The 21,680-nt window shown below is 71.2% G+C and carries 16 protein-coding genes and 1 pseudogene; 12 read left to right on the forward strand and 5 right to left on the reverse strand.

The features are described 5' to 3' along the window. The 9 genes and pseudogenes from GA0115254_RS24285 to GA0115254_RS24325 form a co-directional block, all read left to right on the forward strand. The coding region (locus GA0115254_RS24285; protein ID WP_218105576.1) for an ADP-ribosyltransferase at positions 1–1,076 on the forward strand (1,076 nt) is incomplete at its 5' end. Beyond that, a complete protein-coding gene (locus GA0115254_RS24290) occupies positions 1,073–1,474 on the forward strand; it encodes a hypothetical protein (RefSeq protein ID WP_093897400.1) in 402 nt (133 codons plus the stop codon). The genes GA0115254_RS24285 and GA0115254_RS24290, both read left to right, overlap by 4 nt. Before the next feature lie 2 nt (positions 1,475–1,476). Beyond that, the gene (locus GA0115254_RS24295; RefSeq protein ID WP_093897401.1) at positions 1,477–2,271 is read left to right on the forward strand and encodes a DUF6508 domain-containing protein; all 795 of its coding nucleotides are present in this window, start codon (positions 1,477–1,479) and stop codon (positions 2,269–2,271) included. A gap of 255 nt (positions 2,272–2,526) precedes the next feature. Further along, on the forward strand, positions 2,527–2,838 hold the full coding sequence (locus tag GA0115254_RS24300; protein ID WP_093897402.1) for a hypothetical protein: 312 nt from the start codon (positions 2,527–2,529) through the stop codon (positions 2,836–2,838). Positions 2,839–2,940: 102 nt separating this feature from the next. Next, on the forward strand, positions 2,941–4,314 hold the full coding sequence (gene eccD / locus GA0115254_RS24305) for a type VII secretion integral membrane protein EccD (protein ID WP_093897403.1): 1,374 nt from the start codon (positions 2,941–2,943) through the stop codon (positions 4,312–4,314). A 53-nt stretch (positions 4,315–4,367) separates the two neighbouring features. Further along, entirely contained in the window at positions 4,368–5,654 is a 1,287-nt protein-coding gene (locus GA0115254_RS24310; protein ID WP_093897404.1) for a MinD/ParA family ATP-binding protein, read from the forward strand. An 87-nt stretch (positions 5,655–5,741) separates the two neighbouring features. Beyond that, complete coding sequence (eccCa, locus tag GA0115254_RS24315; protein WP_093897405.1) at positions 5,742–9,713, forward strand: type VII secretion protein EccCa; 3,972 nt, start codon at positions 5,742–5,744, stop codon at positions 9,711–9,713. Between the two features lie 82 nt (positions 9,714–9,795). Continuing rightward, positions 9,796–11,213 (forward strand): annotated as a pseudogene (locus GA0115254_RS24320) (DUF6177 family protein). Positions 11,214–11,744: 531 nt separating this feature from the next. Further along, the gene (locus tag GA0115254_RS24325; RefSeq protein ID WP_093897406.1) at positions 11,745–12,722 is read left to right on the forward strand and encodes a terpene synthase family protein; all 978 of its coding nucleotides are present in this window, start codon (positions 11,745–11,747) and stop codon (positions 12,720–12,722) included. A gap of 162 nt (positions 12,723–12,884) precedes the next feature. Here GA0115254_RS24325 and GA0115254_RS24330 read toward each other — a convergent pair whose 3' ends face one another. Next, the gene (locus GA0115254_RS24330) at positions 12,885–14,225 is read right to left on the reverse strand and encodes a PucR family transcriptional regulator (RefSeq protein WP_093897407.1); all 1,341 of its coding nucleotides are present in this window, start codon (positions 14,223–14,225) and stop codon (positions 12,885–12,887) included. 178 nt (positions 14,226–14,403) lie between these two features. On the opposite strand from GA0115254_RS24330, the gene GA0115254_RS24335 reads away from it, so the two are divergent. Then, complete coding sequence (locus GA0115254_RS24335; RefSeq protein ID WP_093897408.1) at positions 14,404–15,897, forward strand: long-chain-fatty-acid--CoA ligase; 1,494 nt, start codon at positions 14,404–14,406, stop codon at positions 15,895–15,897. A gap of 127 nt (positions 15,898–16,024) precedes the next feature. Then, positions 16,025–17,512 carry a carboxylesterase/lipase family protein gene (locus tag GA0115254_RS24340; protein ID WP_093897409.1) on the forward strand — a complete coding sequence of 496 codons (1,488 nt, stop codon included), beginning with the start codon at positions 16,025–16,027 and terminating at the stop codon, positions 17,510–17,512. A gap of 72 nt (positions 17,513–17,584) precedes the next feature. On the opposite strand, the gene GA0115254_RS24345 is transcribed toward GA0115254_RS24340, so the two are convergent. Continuing rightward, the gene (locus GA0115254_RS24345; RefSeq protein WP_093897410.1) at positions 17,585–17,800 is read right to left on the reverse strand and encodes an EF-hand domain-containing protein; all 216 of its coding nucleotides are present in this window, start codon (positions 17,798–17,800) and stop codon (positions 17,585–17,587) included. A gap of 165 nt (positions 17,801–17,965) precedes the next feature. Here GA0115254_RS24345 and GA0115254_RS24350 point away from each other — a divergent pair, with 165 nt between their 5' ends. Beyond that, on the forward strand, positions 17,966–18,604 hold the full coding sequence (locus GA0115254_RS24350; RefSeq protein ID WP_093897411.1) for a GNAT family N-acetyltransferase: 639 nt from the start codon (positions 17,966–17,968) through the stop codon (positions 18,602–18,604). 48 nt (positions 18,605–18,652) lie between these two features. Here GA0115254_RS24350 and GA0115254_RS24355 read toward each other — a convergent pair whose 3' ends face one another. The 3 genes from GA0115254_RS24355 to GA0115254_RS24365 form a co-directional block, all read right to left on the reverse strand. Then, on the reverse strand, positions 18,653–19,810 hold the full coding sequence (locus GA0115254_RS24355; RefSeq protein ID WP_093897412.1) for a YncE family protein: 1,158 nt from the start codon (positions 19,808–19,810) through the stop codon (positions 18,653–18,655). Beyond that, complete coding sequence (locus tag GA0115254_RS24360) at positions 19,810–20,631, reverse strand: polysaccharide deacetylase family protein (RefSeq protein WP_093897413.1); 822 nt, start codon at positions 20,629–20,631, stop codon at positions 19,810–19,812. Before GA0115254_RS24360 ends, GA0115254_RS24355 begins: the two co-directional genes overlap by 1 nt. A 359-nt stretch (positions 20,632–20,990) precedes the next feature. Beyond that, entirely contained in the window at positions 20,991–21,506 is a 516-nt protein-coding gene (locus GA0115254_RS24365; protein ID WP_093897414.1) for an ATP-binding protein, read from the reverse strand. Positions 21,507–21,680: the final 174 nt, after the last annotated feature.

Genomic DNA, 21,680 nt, shown 5'->3' on the forward strand with positions numbered 1-21,680 from the left:
CACCCGGCCACGTCCCGGGCGGCGTCGGCAGTCACGTTCCCGGCGACCACTTCCCGACAGGCGCGGGGCACGACATCCCGGGTCACACGGCTCCGGGGCACGACCTGCCGCCCACGGGACCCCACGGTCCCGGCCATGACGTGCCCGGCAGCAACCCGCACACTCCGGGCCACGACGGACCGGGCGCGCACGGACACGACGGTTCACACAGCGGCGGGCACGCGGACGACGCGGCCGCGCACGCCGACGACGTGGCGCACGCCGGTGACAACGGCGGCCACGGCAGCCACGTCGACCCGCACGGCACCGTCGACGACCTCACGCACGGCGCCGACGACGCGACGACGCCCGGCCACCACGGTGGGGACGGGGTGGGGAACGACGGTCCGGGTGACGGTTTCAAGTACACCCCGCACATCTCCGCCGACGACTTCGACGACCTCACGACGGCCGAGAAGCACCGGGTCGCCGCGGCCGAACTCACCGAGGGCACGGTCCCGTTCGCCGACGACACGGCGGCGATCAAGTACGGCCAGGACTACTGGAACGACTACGTGGACAATCTCGACCCGTCCGCGAAGCAGGCTCTCTGGGACTACACCGGTGAGACGTTCCCGTCGTACCACGACATGAACGGTCATCTGCGCGGCACTCCGGGATTCGGTCCGAAGCCGGAGGTGCTGCACGACATCGCCGAGATGGACAGGGTCATGTCGACGCGTCCCGTGCCCGACGACATCATGGTCGTCCGGGGTACGGGGCTGGGCCACCTCAAACTGGACTCCCCGCTCGACATGCTGGGCAAGACGTACCCGGACAAGGGCTACACCTCCACGTCCCTCGGCAACCACCCGGTGTCCGGCTTCGCCGGCAAGGAGGCGATCCTGCACCTCCGCGTACCGAAGGGGACGCCCGCCCTGTGGCTGGAGAAGGTCTCCAAGTTCGACGTGTCGGAGCGGGAGCTGCTCCTGGCCCGCGGTTCCGAGTTCAAGGTGACCCGCGTCTTTATGGAGAATGGCCAGGTCCAGGTCTACGGGGAAGTCCTGCCGCCGAATAAGGGAGTGGTACACGAATGAGCAGCGAGCAGCGGCCCAATCCGCGACTGAACGAGGATCTGTTGTTCAACGAGGCACCCGGCGGGCCGCCGCGCTACAGCTCCCAGTCCCACAAGCCCGTCCAATACCTGACGGTGGCAGACAGGGGCGGCGAGGCGATCGGCTACGTATGGGCGAACGACGAGGACGACGCCGCCGGGTGGCTGGTCCGCAAGGCGGGCGGCGACGAGGCGTTCAACAAGGGTGCGCGGTGGGCCCGGAAGCTCCACGACGCGAAGGCCCGGGGTATCGCCCCGACGGCCGCCCTGGCGGAGATGATCAAGGAATCGGACCCTTCGAAGAGCAGTCATGTCGTACCCGGCTCCCTGACCGAGGCGCCGAACGTCGACGTGGTCAGGAGTCTCGCCGCCGCGAGCTGACCATGACGTACGAACCCGCCGCGCCGCGCTACCGCGCCGAGACCGACAGGCCGGTCCATCACCTCACCGTCGCCAATGCCCGCGGCGAGGCGATGGGCTACCTGTGGGCCAACGACGAGGACGACGCCGCCGGTTGGTGCCTGCGGCCCGCCGGTGACCGGGCCGGGTTCGACGAAGGGCTCAAGTGGTCCACAAAGCTCAAACGGGCCAAGGCGCGCGGGCTCGTGCCCACGGCCGCGCTCGCCGAGCTGGTCAGCAGCTCGGACCCGAGGCGCGTCAGTCATATCGCCCCGAACTCCCTGACCACGGCCCCGTCCCTGGCCGCGCTCAAGGAACTGGCCCGCGTCGTCACCGAGGCCGACGACCGCCGTCTGCTGGCCCAGCTCGACCGCGGGAACGCCGACGCGTGGCGCGAGTTGAGGGAGGCGCTCGCCGCTCTCACGGACGAGGACCGCGACGTACGGTGGTCCGAGGGCGGGCAGCAGCCCGACGGCACCTGGCGGATGAGACACCCGGTCCACAGCGAGCGGCTCCGACGCCTGGTGGGCGCACTGCCCGCCGTCGGCGCGGTGACGTCCGCGTACCTGTGGCAGGACAACCCGCCGCCGGCCGTGCCCGACGGCGGACGGCTGAGTCCGGCCGACGCGGTGCGCGCCGCCACGGCCGTGGTGCGCGGGGAACGGTTCTGTGACGGGACGATCGCGCAGGCGGTGGAGACCGGTCTTCTCGATGCCGTGGCCGAGTCGTTGTGCGCTTGGTACGAGGCCGTGGCCGACGGCCCGCGGGACGATCCCTGACGCATACGGAATGCGCGTTCGCCGTGCTCGCTCGTGCCGCAACCTGGGCTGTACTGCCTGCTCGCCCATGCCTTATGTTGCAGGAGTGAATTGGGGGATTCCCCTACGGTGCCCGCCGGCTGATGCGGAATATGCCGCTCCCCCGGAGTGCGCGGGAGTGGCCCGGCCCCGGCCGCTGTTCCTCGCGCCGACGGGCGATGATGCAGCGACCATGACCGACGCAACGTACGACTGAGGCAACGGACGACAAGACGAATGGCACGGGATTACGACAGCCAGCTTCTGGAGTCGGTGGCGGTACGCCGGCGCAGGATGCGTGACGCACTGCTGTTCGGTGCGCAGCGGGCGCGGCGCACGGCGGACGAGCGGCTCGGGAAGGTTTTCGCGGGGATCGCCATCGCCGCCGTGCTGTGCGCGGGATGCGTGGGGTGGTCCTTTGTCCAGAACATGCTGGAGAAGCAGAAGGCCGAGCAGCAGAAGCAGCAGCGCCAGGAACAGCAGTACCAGCAGCCGGCGGAAACGGCGCATCCGGAGAAAACCGGGGAATCGACGAAGAATCCCCAATAGCTCAATAACTCCGGCCCATTCGGAAAGAGTTCTCCACAAAGGGGCCGGAGAAGGCGCTAGTAGCATGGGCACGCCAAGCTGCCCGACTCCTCAAACGTCGCGATGATAGGTTCCCGTCAAGTGGTGAGCACAGCAACGACTTCCCGAGCGCAGCTCAGCCGGGTGACCCTGGTCGGTGAGCGACGCCGGGCCGATATCGTCCTGCCGTCCGATACGCCGATCGGGCAGCTGCTGCCGGACATTCTGCAGTTGCTGGACGACCGGGCCGCTGCGCGCCCGATGACACGGCAGTTGATCACGTCGGACGGCTCCGCACTGCCGCACGACAGCACACTGTCCTCGGCCGGGATCGCGGACGGCGCCGTGCTCCGGCTCGTCCGGGCCCACTCCGCGCCGCCCGCCCCGGTCGTGCACGATGTCACCGATCTGGTGGCCGACGACCTCGATCTGCAGGCCTGGCGCTGGCGTCCCGCCGCGCGCCGGACCAGTGCGGGTGTGGCGTCCGTGGCCTTCGCGGTGATCGCCGCACTGCTCGCCCGCCGCGAGTTCGCCCTCGAATCCCTGACCGGCGCCCTCGTGGCCGTCACGCTCGTGCTGCTGGCCGCCGGTGCGCTCGTCGCCAGGATCGGGCAGGGCAACCGGGGTCTGGCGACCGCGCTTCTGCTCGCCTCGGGCAGCCTCGGCATCGCCACCGCATGGACCGCCGCGGATGCGTACGACTGGTCGGGGACTTCGCGGCTCGCCGGCGTCGCGGGCGCGCTCGTCCTGATGCTGGTGCTTCTCGGCTACTTCTCGCCGCTCGGCCGCGGCGGACTCATCGGTGCCGTGGCCATCACCGCAATCGTCCTGGTGTGGGAGGCCGTTGCCGCCGTCCAGGACGACCTGGCCCGGCTCGGCGCCGTCATGGCCGTCTTCTCGGTGGTGCTGCTCGGCCTGCTTCCCCGCCTCGCGCTGGCGGCGTCGGGGCTCACCGCGCTCGACGACCGCCGCTCCGGCGGCGCCTCGGTCAGCCGCCACCAGGTGGGCAACGCGCTCGCGGCCACCCACCGCGGCCTGGCCCTCGCGACAGTGGTCACCGCGGTCTCCGCGGCAGCCGGTGGCTGGCTGCTCACCCTGGCCGACAAGCCGTCCGTGTGGACCGTGGCACTCCCCTCGCTCGTGGCCCTCGTGCTGCTCTCCCGGGCACGGGCCTTCCCGTTGGTCGCCGAGGTCGTGGCGCTCTTCGCCGCCGCCGCGATCCTGGTCGTACGCCTCGTCGTGCTGTGGATGCAGCACGCCGGGGGTGCCGGACCGCTCGCCCTGCTGTGCGTGGCGGCGGTGCTGCCGCTGCTCGTCCTGGCGGTGCAGCCGCCCGAGCATGTGCAGGTCCGGCTGCGACGCATGGCCGATCTGGTCGAATCCATCGGCGTGGTGGGGCTCTTCCCGCTCGCCGTCGGTGTGTTCGGCGTGTACGGACAGCTGCTCAACAAGTTCTGAGTCGACGCGCAGGTGCTCCGGGCGGGGCAGCAGGGCGAAAAAGAAGGGCAGACATGCCGAACGAAGACAACTGGCAGGGCGATGTGCTGCGCGCCATGAGGGGCGGTGCCGCCCCTCAGAGCGCGCAGGGCCCTGGCGGGCAGGAGTACGGAGCCCCCGCGCAGGGGCAGGGCGGTCAGCCGTACGCCGCCCCCACGGCGAACCCCGGCCTCCCCGCACAGAGCGCCCCCGCGTACGGGACGCCCCAACAGCAGGCCGGCTACCAGGAACAGCAGCAGGCAGCCCAGTACGCCGCCTACCAGGAACAGCAGCAGCACCAGCACCCCGGCCACCAGGAACAGCAGCCGATGGCGGCTCACCCCGTCGGGCAGCCGCAGCAGGCCCAGGCCGCGTACACCCCCGGCACCCGCCCCCACCGCGCCCCCGACTCCCGGCCCGTGGTGGACAGGGGGCTGGCCGCCGTCGGGCGCAAGGCGCGGCGTGGTGAGCCGTTCGCCGCGCGGGCCGCGCGCGCCCTGCGGGTGAGCGTGTCCTCGTCGGCCGCGCGCGAGGTCGCCAGGACCACCGCCACCGCCGAGATGCTCCAGCAGCCCGTGACGACCGGCCGGCAGATCGCCGTCACCTCCATCCGGGGCGGCGCCGGCAAGTCGACCGTCGCCGCGCTGCTCGGTACCACGTACGCGCACTACCGGCAGGACCCGGTCCTCTTCGTCGAGGCCGACCCGGCGCTCGGCTCGCTGCCGCTGCGTCTCGGCGCCGAGACGCTGCGCTGGACCACCGGCGACCTGGCGGGCATCATCGAGCCGCAGATGTCACTGCTGGACATCACCGGCTATCTCGTCCAGCTCCCGGGCAACGCCTGGCTGCTGCCCGGCAGTCAGGGCCAGATCGGCGCGATGCTGGACAGCAGGGCGTACGAGCGGGTCATGGTTTCGCTGCGCCGCTACTTCGGCGTCACCGTCGTCGACTGCGAGACGCTGCCGGCCGAGGTCGCCCGGGTCGCGCTGTCCGCCGCACAGGCACGCGTGCTGGCCGCACCCGCCACGCTGGAGGGCATCACCAGCACGTACGCGGTGCTGCAGTGGATGCAGTCGCTGCCCCGGCATGTGATCGCCGGCACGGTCGTCGTGCTCAGCGAACTCGTGCCGCACCCCGGACTCGACCTCGACGAGGCCGCCGAGAAGCTCAAGTCCACCGGAGCGGACGTCCAGGTCCTGCCGTACGACCGTCATCTCGCGGCCGGCGGCGCGATCCGTACCGAACTCCTGGCGCACGCGACCAGAGAGGCCGCCACCCGTCTCGCCGCGGATGTGTTCCGGCTCTCCCAGCAGCACCACTGACCACCGATCAGCAGCACCACTGATGATCCCCGATCAGCAGCACCACTGATCCCCGATGCCGAGCCCGACCCCGAGTGACGGACGACGATGAGTACCCGACTGATCCACCGCCCGGCCAGGACCACCCGGCCGCCGGCCGCCTCCGAGGCGCGCACCATCGAGGCCCCGCCGAACCTGCCCGAGGGCAAGTCGGGCAACATCGCGATGTCGCTGTTGCCCGTCGCCGGTGTGATGTCGTCAGTCGTGATGATGACGGTCGTACGCAACAGTCAGTTCGCCGGGCTCGGCGCGATCATCCTCGTCGTCACCGTCATCGGCTCCGTCGCGCTCGTCTTCTCGCAGCGTGGCAAGGCCCAGCGCACCCGCCGCACCCAGCGCGAGGCCTACCTCGCCTATCTGGAGGACCTGCGCGAGGAGCTCTCCGACGAGGAGCGCAAGCGGGCCGAGCGGGCCGACGTCCTCAACCCGCCGCCGCACGCCCTGTACGACATCGTGCGCGACCCGGCCCGGGTGTGGGAGCGCCGCCGTCTGGACGGCGACTTCCTGCGGGTGCGCGTCGGCACCGGTGAGATGCCGGTACGCGATCTGAAGGTCGCCCAGCAGGGCTCGTCGGTCCTTTCGCCGCCTGACCTCTTCATGCTCAACGAGGCGTCGGCGCTGATGGACCGCTTCCGTACCGGCACCGAACTGCCGCTCACCGTCCCGCTCGACCGGGTCGGCAACATCAGCGTCATCGGCCCCCGCGAGGACTGTCTGCGCGTCGCACGCGCCCTGCTCGTCCAGACCGCGGCCACGCACGCCCCCGACGACGTGGCGATGGCACTCGCCGTGCCCGGCGACCGGCTGGTCGACTGGGAGTGGGCGAAGTGGATGCCGCATCTGCTCGACCCCGAGCAGTTCGACGGACCCGTCGCCGCGCGCCGGATCGCCCCCTCCGCACCCCAGCTCGCCCGCCAGATCGGTCCGGAGCTGCGCCGTCGCGCCTCGTACGCGGCCGAGGTGCGGCGCGGCCTGTCCGGCAAGGACGCGCTGTCCATGACGTCCCGGCTGCTCGTCGTCACCGACGGGCACGGCGAGGACGCCGTCGACCTGCCGCGCCCCGACGACGCGGTCGGTCTGCGTGAGATGAGCGTGAGCGTGCTGCACCTGCTCGAACACCGCGTCCAGGAGCCGGGACACGTCAGCGTCCGGATCACCGTCGACGGCGACCGGGTGGTCATCGAGGACCTTCGTGAGCAGGAGCCGATCAGTGCCCACGGGACCGTGGACGAGGTCAGCATCCCGTTCGCCGAGGGCCTGGCCCGGATGCTGGCGCCGATGCGGCTGTCCGCCGAGTCGCTCGTCGACGCCCCGCTGTCCGGGCCCGTCGACTTCGCCGACCTGCTCGGCATCGACGACGTGGCGCAGCTCGATCTGTCGCGCCTGTGGGCGCCGCGCGGCGAACGTGCCTTCCTGCGCGTGCCGATCGGCATCAGCGACTCCCACCAACCGGTACTCCTCGACCTGAAGGAGTCCTCCGAGCTGGGCATGGGCCCGCACGGGCTGTGTGTCGGTGCCACCGGTTCCGGGAAGTCGGAGCTGCTGCGCACCCTCGTGCTCGCCCTGGTGGCCACGCACCCGCCGGAGGACCTCGCCCTGGTCCTCGTCGACTACAAGGGCGGTGCGACCTTCGCTCCGTTCGCGGACCTGCCGCATGTGGCCGGTGTGATCACCAACCTGGAGAACCAGGCGGGCCTCGTCGAGCGCGTCCACGCCTCGCTCGCCGGTGAGGTCAAGCGCCGCCAGCAGGTCCTCAAGGACGCCGGGAATGTCGCCGACATCGGTGACTACGCGGCGTTGCGCGCCGACCGGCGGCCCGATCTGGACCCGCTGCCGCATCTGTTCGTCGTCATCGACGAGTTCGGTGAACTCCTCACCGCCAAGCCGGACTTCATCGACCTGTTCCTGTCCATCGGCCGCATCGGCCGCTCCATCGGTGTGCATCTGCTGCTGTCCAGCCAGCGCATCGAGGGCGGCAAGCTCAAGGGCCTGGACACCTATCTCTCGTACCGGCTCGGTCTGCGTACCTTCTCCGCCGACGAGTCCCGTACGGTCCTGGACACCACGGACGCCTTCCATCTGCCGCCGCTGCCCGGGTTCGGCTATCTGAAGGTCGACACCAGCCACTACGAGCGGTTCAAGGCGAGCTATGTCTCGGGCGCCTACCGGGGCCCGGTGGAACGTACGCAGGAGGAGGACACCGGTCCTCTCGCCCTTGAGTACGAGGCCTTCAACACCCTGGCCGAGCCGGAGAGTACGGGCGAGGAGCCCAAGGTGCGGCGCCGGGAGACCGGGCCGACCGAGATGGGCGTCATCGTCGATCAGCTGCGTGACGCGGCCGGTCCGGTGCGCCGTATCTGGCTGCCGCCGCTGCCCGACGCCATCGCCCTGGACAAGGTCGCGGGCCCGCTGGACGTCGGCCCGCGCGGGATGCAGCTGGCCAAGCGGAGGGGCCCGCTCCAGGTGCCGCTCGGTCTGCTGGACGACCCGACCAAGCAGTGGCAGGGCCAGTGGTATCTGGACCTGACGGTGGCGGGCGGCCACGCCGCGATCATCGGCGGTCCGCAGTCCGGCAAGACCACGCTCCTGCGCACGCTCGCTCTCGCGCTGTCGCTGACCCACACCCCGCAGGAGGTCGGCGTGTACGGCCTCGACCTGGTCGGCGGCGGCCTCCAGGCCGTGTCGGGCCTGCCGCACGTCGGCGGGGTGGCCGGGCGTGCGGACCGGGAGCGCGCGGGACGCACCGTCGAGGAAGTACGGGGCATGCTCGCGATCCGTGAGGAGCTGTTCCGCGAGCACACCATCGACTCCGTGGAGCAGTTGCGTTCCCTGCACGCGGCGGGCCGGCTGCCCCAGCTGGCCTCGGCCGAGATCGTGCTCGTCATCGACGGCTTCGGCGCGCTGCGCGACGACTTCGACGAGCTGGACGACGCCGTCGTCGACATCCTCAAGCGCGGTGGCGGCTACGGCATCCATGTCGTCGCGGGCATGCTCCGCTGGAACGACGTACGCATCGCCACCCAGTCGAACTTCGGCACCCGTGTCGAGCTGCGTCTGAACGACCCCAGTGAGTCCAGCATCGACCGCAAGCTCGCCCAGACCCTGTCGCCGGACGAGCCGGGCCGAATCCTCACCGACGGCAAGCTCTTCGCACAGGTCGCGCTGCCGCGTACGGACGGGCTGGCCGACACCTCGGACCTCGGCGCCGTCCTGGAGCACACGGCCCGTACGGTCCGCGCCACCTGGAGCGGCGAGGTCGCCCAGCCGGTACGGATCCTGCCGCACGTCCTTGAGCCGCACCTGCTGCCGGGCCCGGTCGCCGAGCCCCGGCGGGTGCCGATCGGGCTGGACCAGGCGGCTCTGGCGCCCGCCATGCTCGACCTGTTCCACCACGACCAGCATCTGCTGATCATGGGCGACAGCGAGTGCGGCAAGACGAACCTGCTGAAGACCATCGCCGGTGGACTCATCGAGCGCTACGGCGAGGAGGAGCTGGTCTTCGCCGTCATGGACCCGCGGCGCGGCCTGCGCGGCGCGATCCCCGAGGAGTTCCGCGGCGGCTACGCGTACAACCCCAAGATGTGCGCGGGCCTCGCCGCCGGTATCTCCACCGAGCTGGAGAAGCGGCTGCCCGACGACCGGGCGGACACCGAGGACCTGGAGCCCGGCAGCTGGGGCAGCGGTCCGCGGATCGTGATCCTCGTCGACGACTACGACGTGCTGACCACCGCGGGCCAGGCGCCGCTCGACCCGTTCCTGCCGTACATCCCGTCCGCGGTCGACATCGGGCTCCACTTCGTCCTGACGCGCCGGGTCGCGGGCGCGTCGCGCGGCATGTACGACCCGCTGGTGCTGGGCCTGCGCGAGTCGGGCGCCTCGGCGCTCCTCATGGCGGGCGACCGCAGCGAGGGCCAGCTGTTCCCCGGTGTGTACGCCGCGCAGCAGCCGGCGGGCCGCGGGGTGTTCATCCAGCGGGGCCGGCCCAACCGCCTGATCCAGACCGTGTACACCGCCGAGTGACACACGGGGGAACCGTCCCGTACCCGCGGGGCACGCCCCGCAGCACATCCGCACCCCGGACGAAGAAGGAACGGCCGACCACATGACCAAGGACGTCATCGCCCTGACCCGGCGCATGCCCGACCCGCTGACCGTGCTCGCGGGTCTGCTCGCGGGCGGCCCCGACAAATGGGTGGGGACGACGGGCGAGGATGCCGTCGTGCAGCTCTGCGACGAGCAGGGCCGGCCGCTCGTCTCCGTCGAGGCACCGCTGCTGGTGCAGGTCGCGGGCGAGGCCGAGCGGCTGCTCGGGGCCACCGCGCCACCGGTTCCGTTCTGGTGGACGGAGGCCCGCGCCACCACCGGCGTCGAGGAGGCCGAGCTGCTCGCGGGCACGTTCGCGGCCCGGCTCGCCACGCTGGCCGGGGGCTCCGCCTGGCCGCCGGAGGCCGCGCGTTCCCTCGCCGTGGTGAAGACCGAGGGCGTGAGCGTCGCGCCCACACCCGCGGCCGCGCAGCCCGCCGTCGACGCCCTCACCGACAAGGTCGCCGTCGTCATCCAGGACCGCCCGGTGATCGCCATGACGGCCTGGCTCTCGGACGCGTTCCGGGCCGCCGCCAATGCCGAGCTGGGGCTCCAGATCGTCACCTCGCCTGGGGCCACGCTCTCCCCCGCCGTACGCAACAGCCTGAGCGGCTGGCCGTCGCGCTGGGTGGTGCAGGACGAGGAGGACGGCTACTACGACGGCCTGTCCGGTGCCGTACTGCGCTGGCAGAACGGCCTGTTCGCACCGGTCGAGGCGGCCGACCCGGTCCCGGGGACCCGCGCACGCCGGTGGCCGCCTCCTACCAGGAGGTCGCGAACACCGGCGAGCGTCAGCTGGCCGTCTCGTTCCGCACGGTCCACCCCGCGGACGACCGGCTGGTGCTCGGCGGGGCCCTGGAGTCGGTGTGGCGCGAGCTGACCGGCGAGGCTCCGGCCGGCTGGGGCACCGCGGAACCCGCCAACCTCCCCTGGTCGCTGCGCCGGCTGACCGATGTCGCCTTCGAGAGGGCTCCCGAGCCGACCTGGCTCGTGGTGGTCGGCAGCCCGGACCGGCCGGGTCTGGCGACGGTCCGGATCAGCCGTACGACGGCGGGCGTGGAGGAGGACGTCACGCTGGCGTTCGGCTACGGGCCCGACGAGGAGCCGCCGCTGGACGCCCTGCCCCGGGCCGCGGAGGTGCTCGCCACCCGTCATCACCTGCAGTCGATGCTCGTCCAACTCCGCAAGGCACGGCGCGATTTGGCCGTTCCACCGCGCTTCGAGGGGCCCGGTGTCCCGCTGGCCTTCGTGCTCGGCGCGGAGGAGGTCCGCGAGATGCCCGGCGACCGTGCCCGGCGCACCCCGCTGTCCGAGCCGCCGGTCCAGCTCGGCCCGAGGTCCCGTCCGGCGCTGTACTACCCGCTGCCCGGCGACCCGTCGGATCTGTCGGGGTGGCAGGACTTCGAACGGCTGATGCGGCATCTGAAGGGCGCCTGAGCGAGGCATGCACCAACCCCTGGGTCAGGAAGTGCGACCCGGGGGCCCGGAGGCATGTCCGGGCCCTGGTGCGCAACGGCGCCGGACCGGTCTGAAATCGACGAGCTTCGCAGGCGTCCGCGCCGTCGGCTCAGCGATCCCCCCAAGAGATCACCGACTGCTCGGAGACGTTCGCTCGTTGCATGACGATCGCGCAATTCCGGTCACCCGTACCTTCCCTCCCTCACCCACAGGCGGTTGACTATGGGTCACGCATGGTGATGCCACCGTCCTGAGTCAAGGGCGTTTGCCACCGCGGGCCCGCGAGCCCGGTCCCGATGCCCCGACCCCCGGCGGAGGAGAGTGAGCAGGGATGACCGGCTCATCTCGTACGGTGACCCTCTGGCCAGGGCCGGGCGGGAGCGGGCGGCCCGCCCCCCGATGCGTACTGGCGCCGACGCGTGAATTCGATCAGATCCCCGTTCGTATCGTTCATCCGCATCGTCTCGACGAGGGGCACCAATGAGCCAGATTGCGCTGCCGGAGTTTCATATGCCTTTCCAGAGCGCGGGATGCAATCCCGGCATCGAGGAGACCGGGAAGGCCGCTTGGGAATGGGCCGAATCCAATGGTCTCGCGCTCTCCCCGATGGCCCGGAAGAAGATGATCCGGACCAGGCCCGAACTCTGGATATCCCTCATATTCCCCACTGCTTCACAGCAGCATCTCGATCTCTTCTGCCAGTGGCTCTTCTGGGCCTTCCTCGTCGACGACGAGTTCGACGACGGTCCCGCCGGACGTGATCCCCGCATGTGCGAGGCGGCGATCGACCGGCTGGTGGCCGTACTCGACGGCGAACAGCCGCGCGGCGCCATGGAGCACGCACTCGTGGATCTGCGGGCCCGGACGTACCACGACCGCTCGTCGCGCTGGATCCGGCAGTTCCGGCGGGACACGGTCTCCTGGCTGTGGACCTACTACGCCGAGGCGGTGGAGAGGGCCGCGGGGCAGGTGCCGACCAGGAACGAATTCGTGAAGCACCGCCGGGATTCGGTGGCCATGCAGCCCTTCCTCGATCTCCATGAGATCACCGCCGGCATCGATCTTCCGGAATCGGCCCGGAGCCTTCCCGCGTACATCGCCCTGCGCAACGCCGTAACCGATCACTCGGGGCTCTGCAACGACATCTGCTCCTTCGAGAAGGAGGCACTGCTCGGTTACGAGCACAATGCGGTACGGCTCATTCAGCGCGACAGCGGATTCACGCTCCAGGAGGCCGTCGACGAGGCCGGGGGGCAGCTCGCTCAGATAGCGGAACGGGTGCAGCGCGCCGAGAAGGAACTGATCGACGAAATAGAGGCGGCCGGAATCCACGGCCCCACCCGGGCCTCGCTGGAGCGGTGCGTGCAGGACTACCGCGGGCTGGTCCGGGGCGACTTCGACTACCACGCCCGCGCGGAACGTTACACCCGTCCCGATCTGGTGGAGATCGACGAACGGGAGTCGCTGTCACGGTACTTCGCCGCTTGACCGGACGGCAGAGCATGGTACGGGGGCCGGAGGCGGGAGGCAGGTCTCCGGAGGCCCGGCGGCGGGTCTCCGGCCTCCGCGCCGCCTCCGGTCGTCGTCGACAGGATCTGCGGAGTGTTCGTCTTCAGGAGGGTGCTGAAGATCTCGGCCCGGCCACGATCTTCAGAACTCCTGGCCCATGTGGTCTTCCGTGGGCGCCGGTTCGCCATGGGCGCCCCTCAGCGGCAACGCCCTGAGGGCCAGTGCCCAGCCCAGCCGCGCCTCGCCCGACTCCGCGGAACGGCCGGTGAGTTCGGCGATCCGGCCGATCCGGTTGAGCACCGTGTTGCGGTGGCAGTAGAGGAGCTCGGCGGCACGCGCCGCCGAGCAGCCACTGTCGAGCCAGACCCGCAACGTACTGAGCAGCGCGTCGCGTTCGGACGCCGTGTCCAGGACGGCGCCCAGTTGCGTGGTGACGATGCGCTCGGCGATCTCGGGCCGGCCGACGAGGAGGACCTCCGCCAGCCGGTCGTCGAACGCCGCCGCCTCGCCGCTTCCGGCAGGCAGCGTACGCAGGGCCTGCTCGGCCAGCCGCAGGGCCCGGCCCGCCTGGGCGAGCCGGTCGAACTCCGGTGATACGCCCGCGGTGGCACCGGTGCGGTGGCGCAGCAGGTCGAGCAGTACGCCGGACTCTCCCGCGGCCAGCCGCACGATTCCCGCGTACCGGCCCGATCTCGGCCGCCAGAAGGACCAGATGCCGTGGTCGTCGAGGACGGGCGCCGGGTTGGGCGGAGCGGCCGGGTCCTGAGCGGCGACGACGATGACGTACCGGTCGTGGACCGGCACTCCGAGCGCCGCGGCGGCCGCCGCGGCGACCGCCGGGTCGTCCCCGCGCCCGTCGAGCAGGGCCTCGAAGAGGGCGACGCGGCGGGTGTCCTGGCGGCCCTGCATCTCCAGCTGGGTCAGCCGGTACGACTCGGCCATCACGAGCGAGTAGCGGTCGATGGTCTCCCAGACGGCGCCCGCCATGTCGAGCTCGGCGTCCGGGTCGCCCGCGACCACGCCCACGGGGTCCTGACCCCGCCCGGCCCCACCGGCCCCACCCGTCCCACCGGCCCCACCGGCCCGTGTCGCCCGCAGGTGCTCCGCCATCACCTGCCACATCACGCGGCCCCCGCGCCGGTAGGCCTGCAGCACGGTGTCCAGCGGTACGTTCTGCTCCGCGCGGCGCCGTCCCGTCTCGCGCGCCGCGTACTCGAAGTCACCCCCGCTGGGGGGCAGTCCGCCGAAGTCCTCCAGTGCCCGCAGCAGATTGTCGCGGCAGATCTCCCACAGGTCGTCCCGGCTGACGGGCGCGCCGGAGGCGTACGTGCCGCTGTGCGCGTGGATGTCGGCGACGACCCTCCGGGTCAGTTCGTCGATCTGGGGCACCAGTGCGACGGCCAGGGCGCGGCGCAGCTCGCCGTCGGCGCCGCAGCCGTGGTCGTCGCTGCGAGGGATCCGGGCTCCGGGTCTGTCCGCCATGCCGGAAGGTTAGCGCCGCCCTCCCGATAGGCGGATGCCTTGTCGCATACATCTCCGAGGGGCTGCTGCCCAGGTGGACGATGTGCATGGTGGGCATCTGCACATTGTGTGGAGACGGGCCGACGGCTGATTCTGAGCAGCAGTAGCCGTGTGAACGCCATGTTTCCTGGAGCGTGTCATGTTTCTCAGCGTCGCCACTGTCCTGCGTGAGTCGGCCCGCAGGTATCCCGACCGCGTCGCCGTGGTCGATTCGGACACACGGCTCACCTACCGGGAGCTGTGGGCCGGGGTGCTGGGCTGCGCGGGCGCGCTGCGGGCGTCCGGGGTGCGTCCGGGGGACCGGGTGGCGGTGCTGCTGCCCAATTCGGCGGACTTCCTGTACGCGTACTACGGGGCGCTCGCCGCCGGGGCGACGGTCGTACCGGTGCATGGGCTGCTGGTGGCCGACGAGGTGGCGTACGTACTGCGGCACAGCGGTTCCGTTGCGCTGATCAGTGGTGGTCCGCTGTGGCCGGTGGCCGAGGAGGGGGCGCGTGCCGCGGGGGTGCGGGCCGTACGCGGCGTACCGACGGAGGGTGACCCGCTGCCCGCGCCGGAGCCCGCGGCGCCGGACGACATCGCGGTGATCCTCTACACGAGCGGCACGACCGGGCGGCCGAAGGGTGCGCTTCTCACCCATCTCAACATCGTGATGAACGCGTCCGTGATCGCCCACGACCTGGTGGGGCTGGACGTCGACGACGTGGTCCTGGGCTGTCTGCCGCTGTTCCACAGCTACGGGCAGACCTGTGCGATGAACGCGACGCTCCGGGCAGGGGCCACGCTCGTCCTCATGCCGCGCTTCAGCGGCGCGGGCGCACTCGAGCTGCTGGCCTCCGAGGCCGTGAGCGTCTTCATGGGCGTACCGACGATGTATCACGCACTGGTCGAGGCGGCGGGGAAGGACGACACGGCGCACCGTCTCACTCTGCGCGCGGCCGTCTCGGGCGGCGCCGCGCTCCCCGTCGCCGTGCTGGAACGCTTCGAGGAGACCTTCGCGACGCAGGTCCTGGAGGGTTACGGGCTGACCGAGACCTCTCCCGTCGCCACCTTCAACCAGCCGGAGCTCGGCCGGCGGCCCGGCACGGTCGGCCATCCGGTCTGGGGCGTCGAGATCGGTGTCGCGGACGCGGCGGTCGAGGACGCCGTGGTGCTGCTGCCGGACGGAGAGGTCGGCGAGGTCGTGGTGCGGGGCCACAACGTCTTCGCGGGGTATCTCGACGATCCGGAGGCGACAGCCGCCGCCCTGGTGGACGGCTGGTTCCGCACCGGAGATCTCGGGGTGCGGGACGAGGACGGCTTCCTGAGCATCGTCGACCGGAAGAAGGACCTGGTCATCCGGGGCGGCTTCAACATCTATCCGCGTGAGGTCGAAGAGGTGCTCGTGCGCCATCCGGCGATCTCCGAGGTCGCGGTGATCGGCGTGCCGGACGAGGCGCGCGGTGAGGAGGTCTGCGCGGTCGTCGTGCTCCGTGCGGATGCGGGTGCGGTGACGGAGGAGGACGTGATCGCCTGGTCCCGGGACCGGCTCGGGCGGCACAAGTATCCGCGGATCGTGCGCTTCACCGAGACGCTGCCGCTCGGCCCGACCGGCAAGGTCCTCAAACGGGCGCTGACGGCCGCCTCTTCCTGATCCATCCGGCCGACGCCGGTGCCCCGACCGACGACGACCGGACCATCCGTCCGGCTCGTCCACCGTCGCACTCTCCGCAACCGCACCGTCCGCGATCGCGGCGCCGCAGAAGGGCTGGAACCACCTCATGACTGCCGTACCCCCTCCCATATCCACGACGTCACCGCAGGTCGGCACGGTCCACGGGGCGGTGCGCGGCACGCTGGAGCAGGGCGTCGCCGTCTTCCGCGGTATCCCGTACGCGGCTGCGCCGGTCGGCGCCCGCCGCTTCCGGGCGCCGGAGCCGCCCGAGCCCTGGGAGGGGGTACGGGAAGCGGTGGCGTTCGGGCCGACCGCGCCCAAGCGGCCGTACTCCCCGCCGCTGGACCGGCTGCTGCCCGATCCCGACGTGCCGGGCGACGGCTGCCTCAACCTCAATGTGTGGACACCGTCCCCGGCCCGTACCGGGCTGCCCGTCCTCGTCTGGATCCACGGCGGTTCGCTGCTGCACGGCTCTTCGGCCGTACCGCTGTACGACGGGGCGGCGTTCGCCCGTGACGGCGTCGTCCTCGTGTCGGTCAACTACCGTCTCGGCATCGAGGGGTTTGGGGTGTTCCCGGACGCGCCCGCCAACCGGGGGCTGCTCGATCAGCTCGCGGCGCTGGCCTGGGTGCGGGACAACATCGCGGCGTTCGGCGGCGATCCGGACCTGGTCACGGTGTGCGGTGAGTCGGCGGGGGCCATCAGCATCGCCGCGCTGCTGGCCGCCCCACGTGCCAAGGGCCTGTTCCGGCGTGCGGTGCTGCAGAGCGGTGCGCCGACCGCGCTGCCCCTGGACGCCGCCGCCCGCCGCACCACGGAGCTGATCGCGAAGCGGCTGGGGGTCGCGGCGACGGCCGGGGCGCTGGCTGCGGTGGACCCGGCCGAACTCCTGGCGGCGCAGACCGAGGTGACGTCCGGCGGCTCCCCGCTGACCGGTGGGAGTTCCTTCCAGATCGTGGTGGACGGCGATCTGCTGCCCCGGGATCCGCTCGAAGCGCTGCTGGACGGTGCCGCGAACGACGTCGATCTGCTGATGGGCACGAACAGCGAGGAGTACCGGCTCTGGTTCGTGCCGAGCGGTCTGACGGAGCGACTGTCCAGGATCAAGCTGCGGCTGGCCCTGCTGAAGTTCAAGGTGCCCGGCGCCACGGCACGTACGTACCGCGCGAACCGGCCCGGTGCCACTCCGGGTGAGCTGCTCGGGGCGCTGGCCACCGATCTGCTGCTGCGCGTCCCGCTGAACCGGGTGGCCGATGCACGCGCCGGTGCCGCGGGGAGCACCCGTCTCTACGAGTTCGGCTGGCGGTCCCCCGTGCTGCGGCTCGGCGCCTGTCACGGGCTGGAGATCGCCTTCGTCTTCGACACGCTGGACCGGCCCGACGCGGTGGCTCTGGCGGGCGAGGACGCGCCGCAGGAGCTGGCCGACGCGATGCACGCGGCGTGGGTGCGGTTCGCCGCCTGCGGTGATCCCGGCTGGCCCGCCTGGGACACGTCCCGCCCGGTGATGGCCTTCGGCCCCGGAGTGCCCGCCGTGGTGAGCGCCCCGCGCGACGAGGAGCTGCACGGCTGGGCACCGTACCGGAGCAGCACCTGACACCGGTCGGTCCGCCGCCGGCAGCGGCGCGGGCGGCGGCCCCCGGCCCGCGGGCCGGGGGTCCTCCCGGCATCAGCCCTTGTTCTGCGCCGCCCAGAACTCGTCGAACGTGAGCAGCCCGTCGCCATTGGCGTCGTGCGAGTTGATGACGGCCTGGGCCACCGGCTCGGTGACGTAGGGGTCGCCGAGCTGAGCCATCACGCTCTTGTACTCGGCGGCCGATATCAGCCCGTCGCCGTTCAGATCGAACCGCTGGAATGCCTTGCGCGCCGACTCGATGTCCGCCACAGTTCCGCCCCTTCGTAATGCCTGACCAATGCCTGGCCAGTGTCTGACTGACGGGGGCCAGATTAACGGGCGCGACGGATGGCGGTCGCGGCGGCCGGTGGTCGATCATGGACGGGGTGTCCGCCGCCCGGCGGACCGCGTTCGAAACCGGGGAGCGGGACGCCGATGGACGACACACTGGCAAAGATCCTGGCGGCTGCGGCACACGGACGGTTTCCCCCGCCGGACGGGGCCACGACGGTGGTGGGGCAGCCGGGCGCCCGGGATGCGGGAGTGCTGGCGTTCACCGCACACTCGGTGGTGTTCACCGACGAGGATCCGCGGTGGGTACGGGCCGTGCTGGCCGCCACCCCCGGTGACGCGCTCGCCGCGACGATGAATCCGTACTTCCTCAGCGCGCTGCTGGCCCGGAGCGGCCGGCACATGAACACCATCGATCTGCTGACGGTCGCGGACGCGCTGCCGGGCGAGCCGGAGATCGCGCTCCGGGCGATCGAGGACCCGGAGCATCCTCGGGTGGCGCGGGCGATGAAGTACCGCGACGAGGTGCGGGTCTGGTCCGCCGACGGCGGTGTGGTGATCCTCGGCCGGGGAGTCGCGGGGCGCTGGGAGACCGCGGTCGAGGTGGCCGAGGAGGCGCGCGGCCGGCGGCTGGGGGAACGGCTGGCGCGGGCGGCCCGGCATCTGGTTCCGGACGCGGTGGTGTGGGCGCAGCAGTCGCCGGGGAACGCCCGCAGTGTGCGGACGTTCCAGGCGGCGGGCTACCGGCCGGTGGGCTCGGAGGCCCTGTTGGTCGCGGGGTGAGTGTTCAGCGGGTCGGCCGGGTCACGGCTCGTGGCCGGCGCCGGGCCGTCAGCGGAAGACGCCGGTGTGGCCGAGTGAGTAGCGGCCCGGCTGCGGGTAGACGGCGAGTCCGTGCGGGCCCTTGCCCACCGGGATCCGGGCGAGCTGTTTGCCGCTGGCGGTGTCGATCGCGTACACCTCGGAGTTGTAACGCCCGCTCAGCCAGAGGACCTTGCCGTCCGCCGAGACTCCGCCCATGTCGGGGCTGCCGCCGTTCGGCAGGCGCCATTTCTTCGCCAGTTTGCGCTGTGCGAAGTCGAAGACGGAGATGGAGCCCTCGCCCCGGTTGGAGATGTACATCTCCTTGGAGTCACGGCTGACGTAGAGGCCGTGCGCACCCTTGCCGGTGGGCAGCAGCTTCGGGGTGGTGAACTTCTTCCCGTCCAGCACCCACACCCCGTTGGCCATCATGTCCGCGATGTAGAACGTGCCGCCGTCGGGTGACAGCTTCACGTCCTGCGGCATCGCGCCGTTGAACGGCAGCTTCTGTCGGCCGACGACCTTCATCCGCGCCGTGTCGACCTTGAGGAGTTCGCCGGAGAACTCGCAGGAGACGATGAAGTACCGGCCGTCCATGGAGAAGTCGGCGTGGTTGACGCCCGCGCAGCTGACCGGGACGGTCTTGGCCGTCTTCATGGTGTGGGCGTCGCGGAAGACCAATTGGCGGTCCATCGAGGCCATCACCACGGCGTACTTGCCGTCCGGTGTGAAGTAGAGGTTGTACGGGTCGGAGACGGGCACCGTGCGGCTCACCTTCCCGGTGGCCGGATCGATGGCCGTGAGGCTGTCACCGATGTCGTTGTTGACCCAGAGGGTCTTCAGGTCCCAGGACGGGACGACGTGCTGCGGCTGACGGCCGACCTTGATGGTCCTGATGACCTTGTACGTCGCGGGGTCGATCACCGACACCGTGTCGGAGTTGGTGTTGGGGACGTACACCCGGGACGGGAAGTCCTTGACGACCGGGGAGAGCTTCCCGGGCCGGTCGGCCGCGTAGACGTCCTTGACGTCGAGCACCGGTGGCATGCCGGCCAGCGCGGGGTTCGCTCTGGCGGACGGTGCGGCGGCCTCGGCATGCCCCTTCTCGGCGGAAGCGCCACAGCCGGTGAGTACCGCCAGCAGGACGCCCCCGAGCAGGGCCGCGGTGAGCTTGGTGGAGGGAGGCATCAGGTCAGCAGCTCCGTGGTCGTCACCGCGCGCAGTCGGCGGCGGTCGATTTCGGTGAGGAGGAGAGGCAGGGCGGCGACCGTGTCCGCGTAGCCGAAATGCAGGCTCACCACCGATCCGTTGCGGATCTCCCCGGCCACCTTGCGGGTGACGGCCGCGGCGCCGGGAGAGGTGAAGTCGAGGGAGTCCACGTCGTACGAGAGGACGTGCGGGTAGCCCGCCCTGGCGGCGAGCCGCTGGACGAGCGGGGTGGCGTACCGGGTGCGGGAGGGCCTGAACCAGGTGCCGATGGAGCCGGTGAGCCGGCGCAGCCGCTGGGCGCAGCCGGTGATCTCCGCGTACGCCTCGTCCTCGCCCATCGAGGAGATGTCGATGTGGCGCTGGGTGTGGTTGCCGAGGTCGTGGCCGCCGTCGAGGATGCGGCGGGCCATCTCGGGGTGTTCGTCGAGCCAGCTGCCGACGGCGAGGACGGTGATCCGGGCGTGGGCCCGTTCGGCCTCGGCGAGGACGGTCCGGGCGATGGCGGGGTCGCCCTGGCCGTGGAAGGTGAGGGCGACGCGGGCGCGGTCGCGGGGACCGTGGTCGATCTGGACCGGCTGCCCGGGGAAGCGGTGCGGGGCGGGCGCGGGGTGCGGGGCCGCGGGCCGGGTGGTCGCGGTGACGGGGTTCTTCGGGCTCACCGCGGTCGGGACGGTTCTGGCCGACGTACCGGCGGCGTCGCCGCGGTCCGCGCATCCGGCGGTGAGGGCACCGGCGATGGCGGCCCCTGCTCCCGCGCGCAGAGCGCTGCGGCGGCGCACCGGTGTGTCGGAGGCGTTCATGCGAAGAACAATAGGGGCAAGACGCACACAGAGTGACAATATCCGAGCATTTGGGTGACATGAATGAATCGCTCACCGAATCTCATAAATATTCATGGTTTTCCAGGCAAGTGACCCATCACACCTGCGATTCACCTGACGAGTGCCACATTGTGGCCGCAAATGCCCCATTTGCACCTTTGGCGGTGAGGTCGCCCGTCTGCCATAGTTGGCGACACGACCGCATCGACCCGAGCCCGGTCGTCACAAGCGGCCGTGAACACACCCCCCATTTCACGGCCCCCACACAGCAGCCCCCGAAGCGCCGCACCACGGCAGACCGGGGGCTTCTGTGCATCCGGGCACGAGCCCGCCGGGGGTCAGTGGTCGGAGATCCGCATCTCGAACCAGGTGGTCTTGCCGCGCGGCAGCAGATCCACGCCCCACCGGTCGGAGAGCTTGTCGACGAGGAAAAGCCCCCGGCCGCTGATGTCCATCTCCTGGACGGGCATCAGACACGGCAGTCCACGCGAGGGGTCGCGCACCTCGATCCGGATCCAGCCGCGACGGCGCAGCATACGCAACCCGAATACCCGGGCACCGGTGTGCCGTACCGCATTGCCGACGAGCTCGGAGACGAGCAGCACGGCGTATTCGGCGGTATGCGGGGAGAGCGCCCACTGCCGCAGCACCACACACGAGGTGAGTCTTCGGGCGGTGGCCGCGGACTCCGGGCGGGACGGCAGCCGGACTTCACCCTCCGCCGGGTTTCCGAACAACTCCAGCGCTTTGAACGCCTGTTCGTCATCGACCGCCGGCATCCAGCGTGCCGCGGTCGCGCCGCTGCGCGGTCGCGGCTGTTCCACACCCTCCAGGCCCGCCATGCACACCATCATGGCCGCAAGACGAGCACTCCGGGGCCGTTCCAAAGGAATCCGCACCCCGGAATGCATCATTCCGGAGAGATCGGTAGGCATATGCCACTGGCAGAATGCGACCCGGCGCACCCCCTCCGACCTGCACAGATAACGCCTCCGAGCGAGGTTGCCGGCCTCTTCGATCGGCTGGGC

The sequence above is a fragment of the Streptomyces sp. Ncost-T10-10d genome, assembly GCF_900091955.1.
GTDB lineage: Bacteria > Actinomycetota > Actinomycetes > Streptomycetales > Streptomycetaceae > Streptomyces.

Bases quoted from the DNA above. Each gene is read 5' to 3' on its own strand.
- GA0115254_RS24290 (WP_093897400.1), top strand. From the start codon at position 1,073: ATGAGCAGCGAGCAGCGGCCCAATCCGCGACTGAACGAGGATCTGTTG.
- GA0115254_RS24295 (WP_093897401.1), top strand. From the start codon at position 1,477: ATGACGTACGAACCCGCCGCGCCGCGCTACCGCGCCGAGACCGACAGG.
- GA0115254_RS24300 (WP_093897402.1), top strand. From the start codon at position 2,527: ATGGCACGGGATTACGACAGCCAGCTTCTGGAGTCGGTGGCGGTACGC.
- eccD (WP_093897403.1), top strand. From the start codon at position 2,941: ATGATAGGTTCCCGTCAAGTGGTGAGCACAGCAACGACTTCCCGAGCG.
- GA0115254_RS24310 (WP_093897404.1), top strand. From the start codon at position 4,368: ATGCCGAACGAAGACAACTGGCAGGGCGATGTGCTGCGCGCCATGAGG.
- eccCa (WP_093897405.1), top strand. From the start codon at position 5,742: ATGAGTACCCGACTGATCCACCGCCCGGCCAGGACCACCCGGCCGCCG.
- GA0115254_RS24325 (WP_093897406.1), top strand. From the start codon at position 11,745: ATGCCTTTCCAGAGCGCGGGATGCAATCCCGGCATCGAGGAGACCGGG.
- GA0115254_RS24330 (WP_093897407.1), bottom strand. From the start codon at position 14,225: ATGGCGGACAGACCCGGAGCCCGGATCCCTCGCAGCGACGACCACGGC.
- GA0115254_RS24335 (WP_093897408.1), top strand. From the start codon at position 14,404: ATGTTTCTCAGCGTCGCCACTGTCCTGCGTGAGTCGGCCCGCAGGTAT.
- GA0115254_RS24340 (WP_093897409.1), top strand. From the start codon at position 16,025: ATGACTGCCGTACCCCCTCCCATATCCACGACGTCACCGCAGGTCGGC.
- GA0115254_RS24350 (WP_093897411.1), top strand. From the start codon at position 17,966: ATGGACGACACACTGGCAAAGATCCTGGCGGCTGCGGCACACGGACGG.
- GA0115254_RS24355 (WP_093897412.1), bottom strand. From the start codon at position 19,810: ATGCCTCCCTCCACCAAGCTCACCGCGGCCCTGCTCGGGGGCGTCCTG.
- GA0115254_RS24360 (WP_093897413.1), bottom strand. From the start codon at position 20,631: ATGAACGCCTCCGACACACCGGTGCGCCGCCGCAGCGCTCTGCGCGCG.
- GA0115254_RS24365 (WP_093897414.1), bottom strand. From the start codon at position 21,506: ATGATGGTGTGCATGGCGGGCCTGGAGGGTGTGGAACAGCCGCGACCG.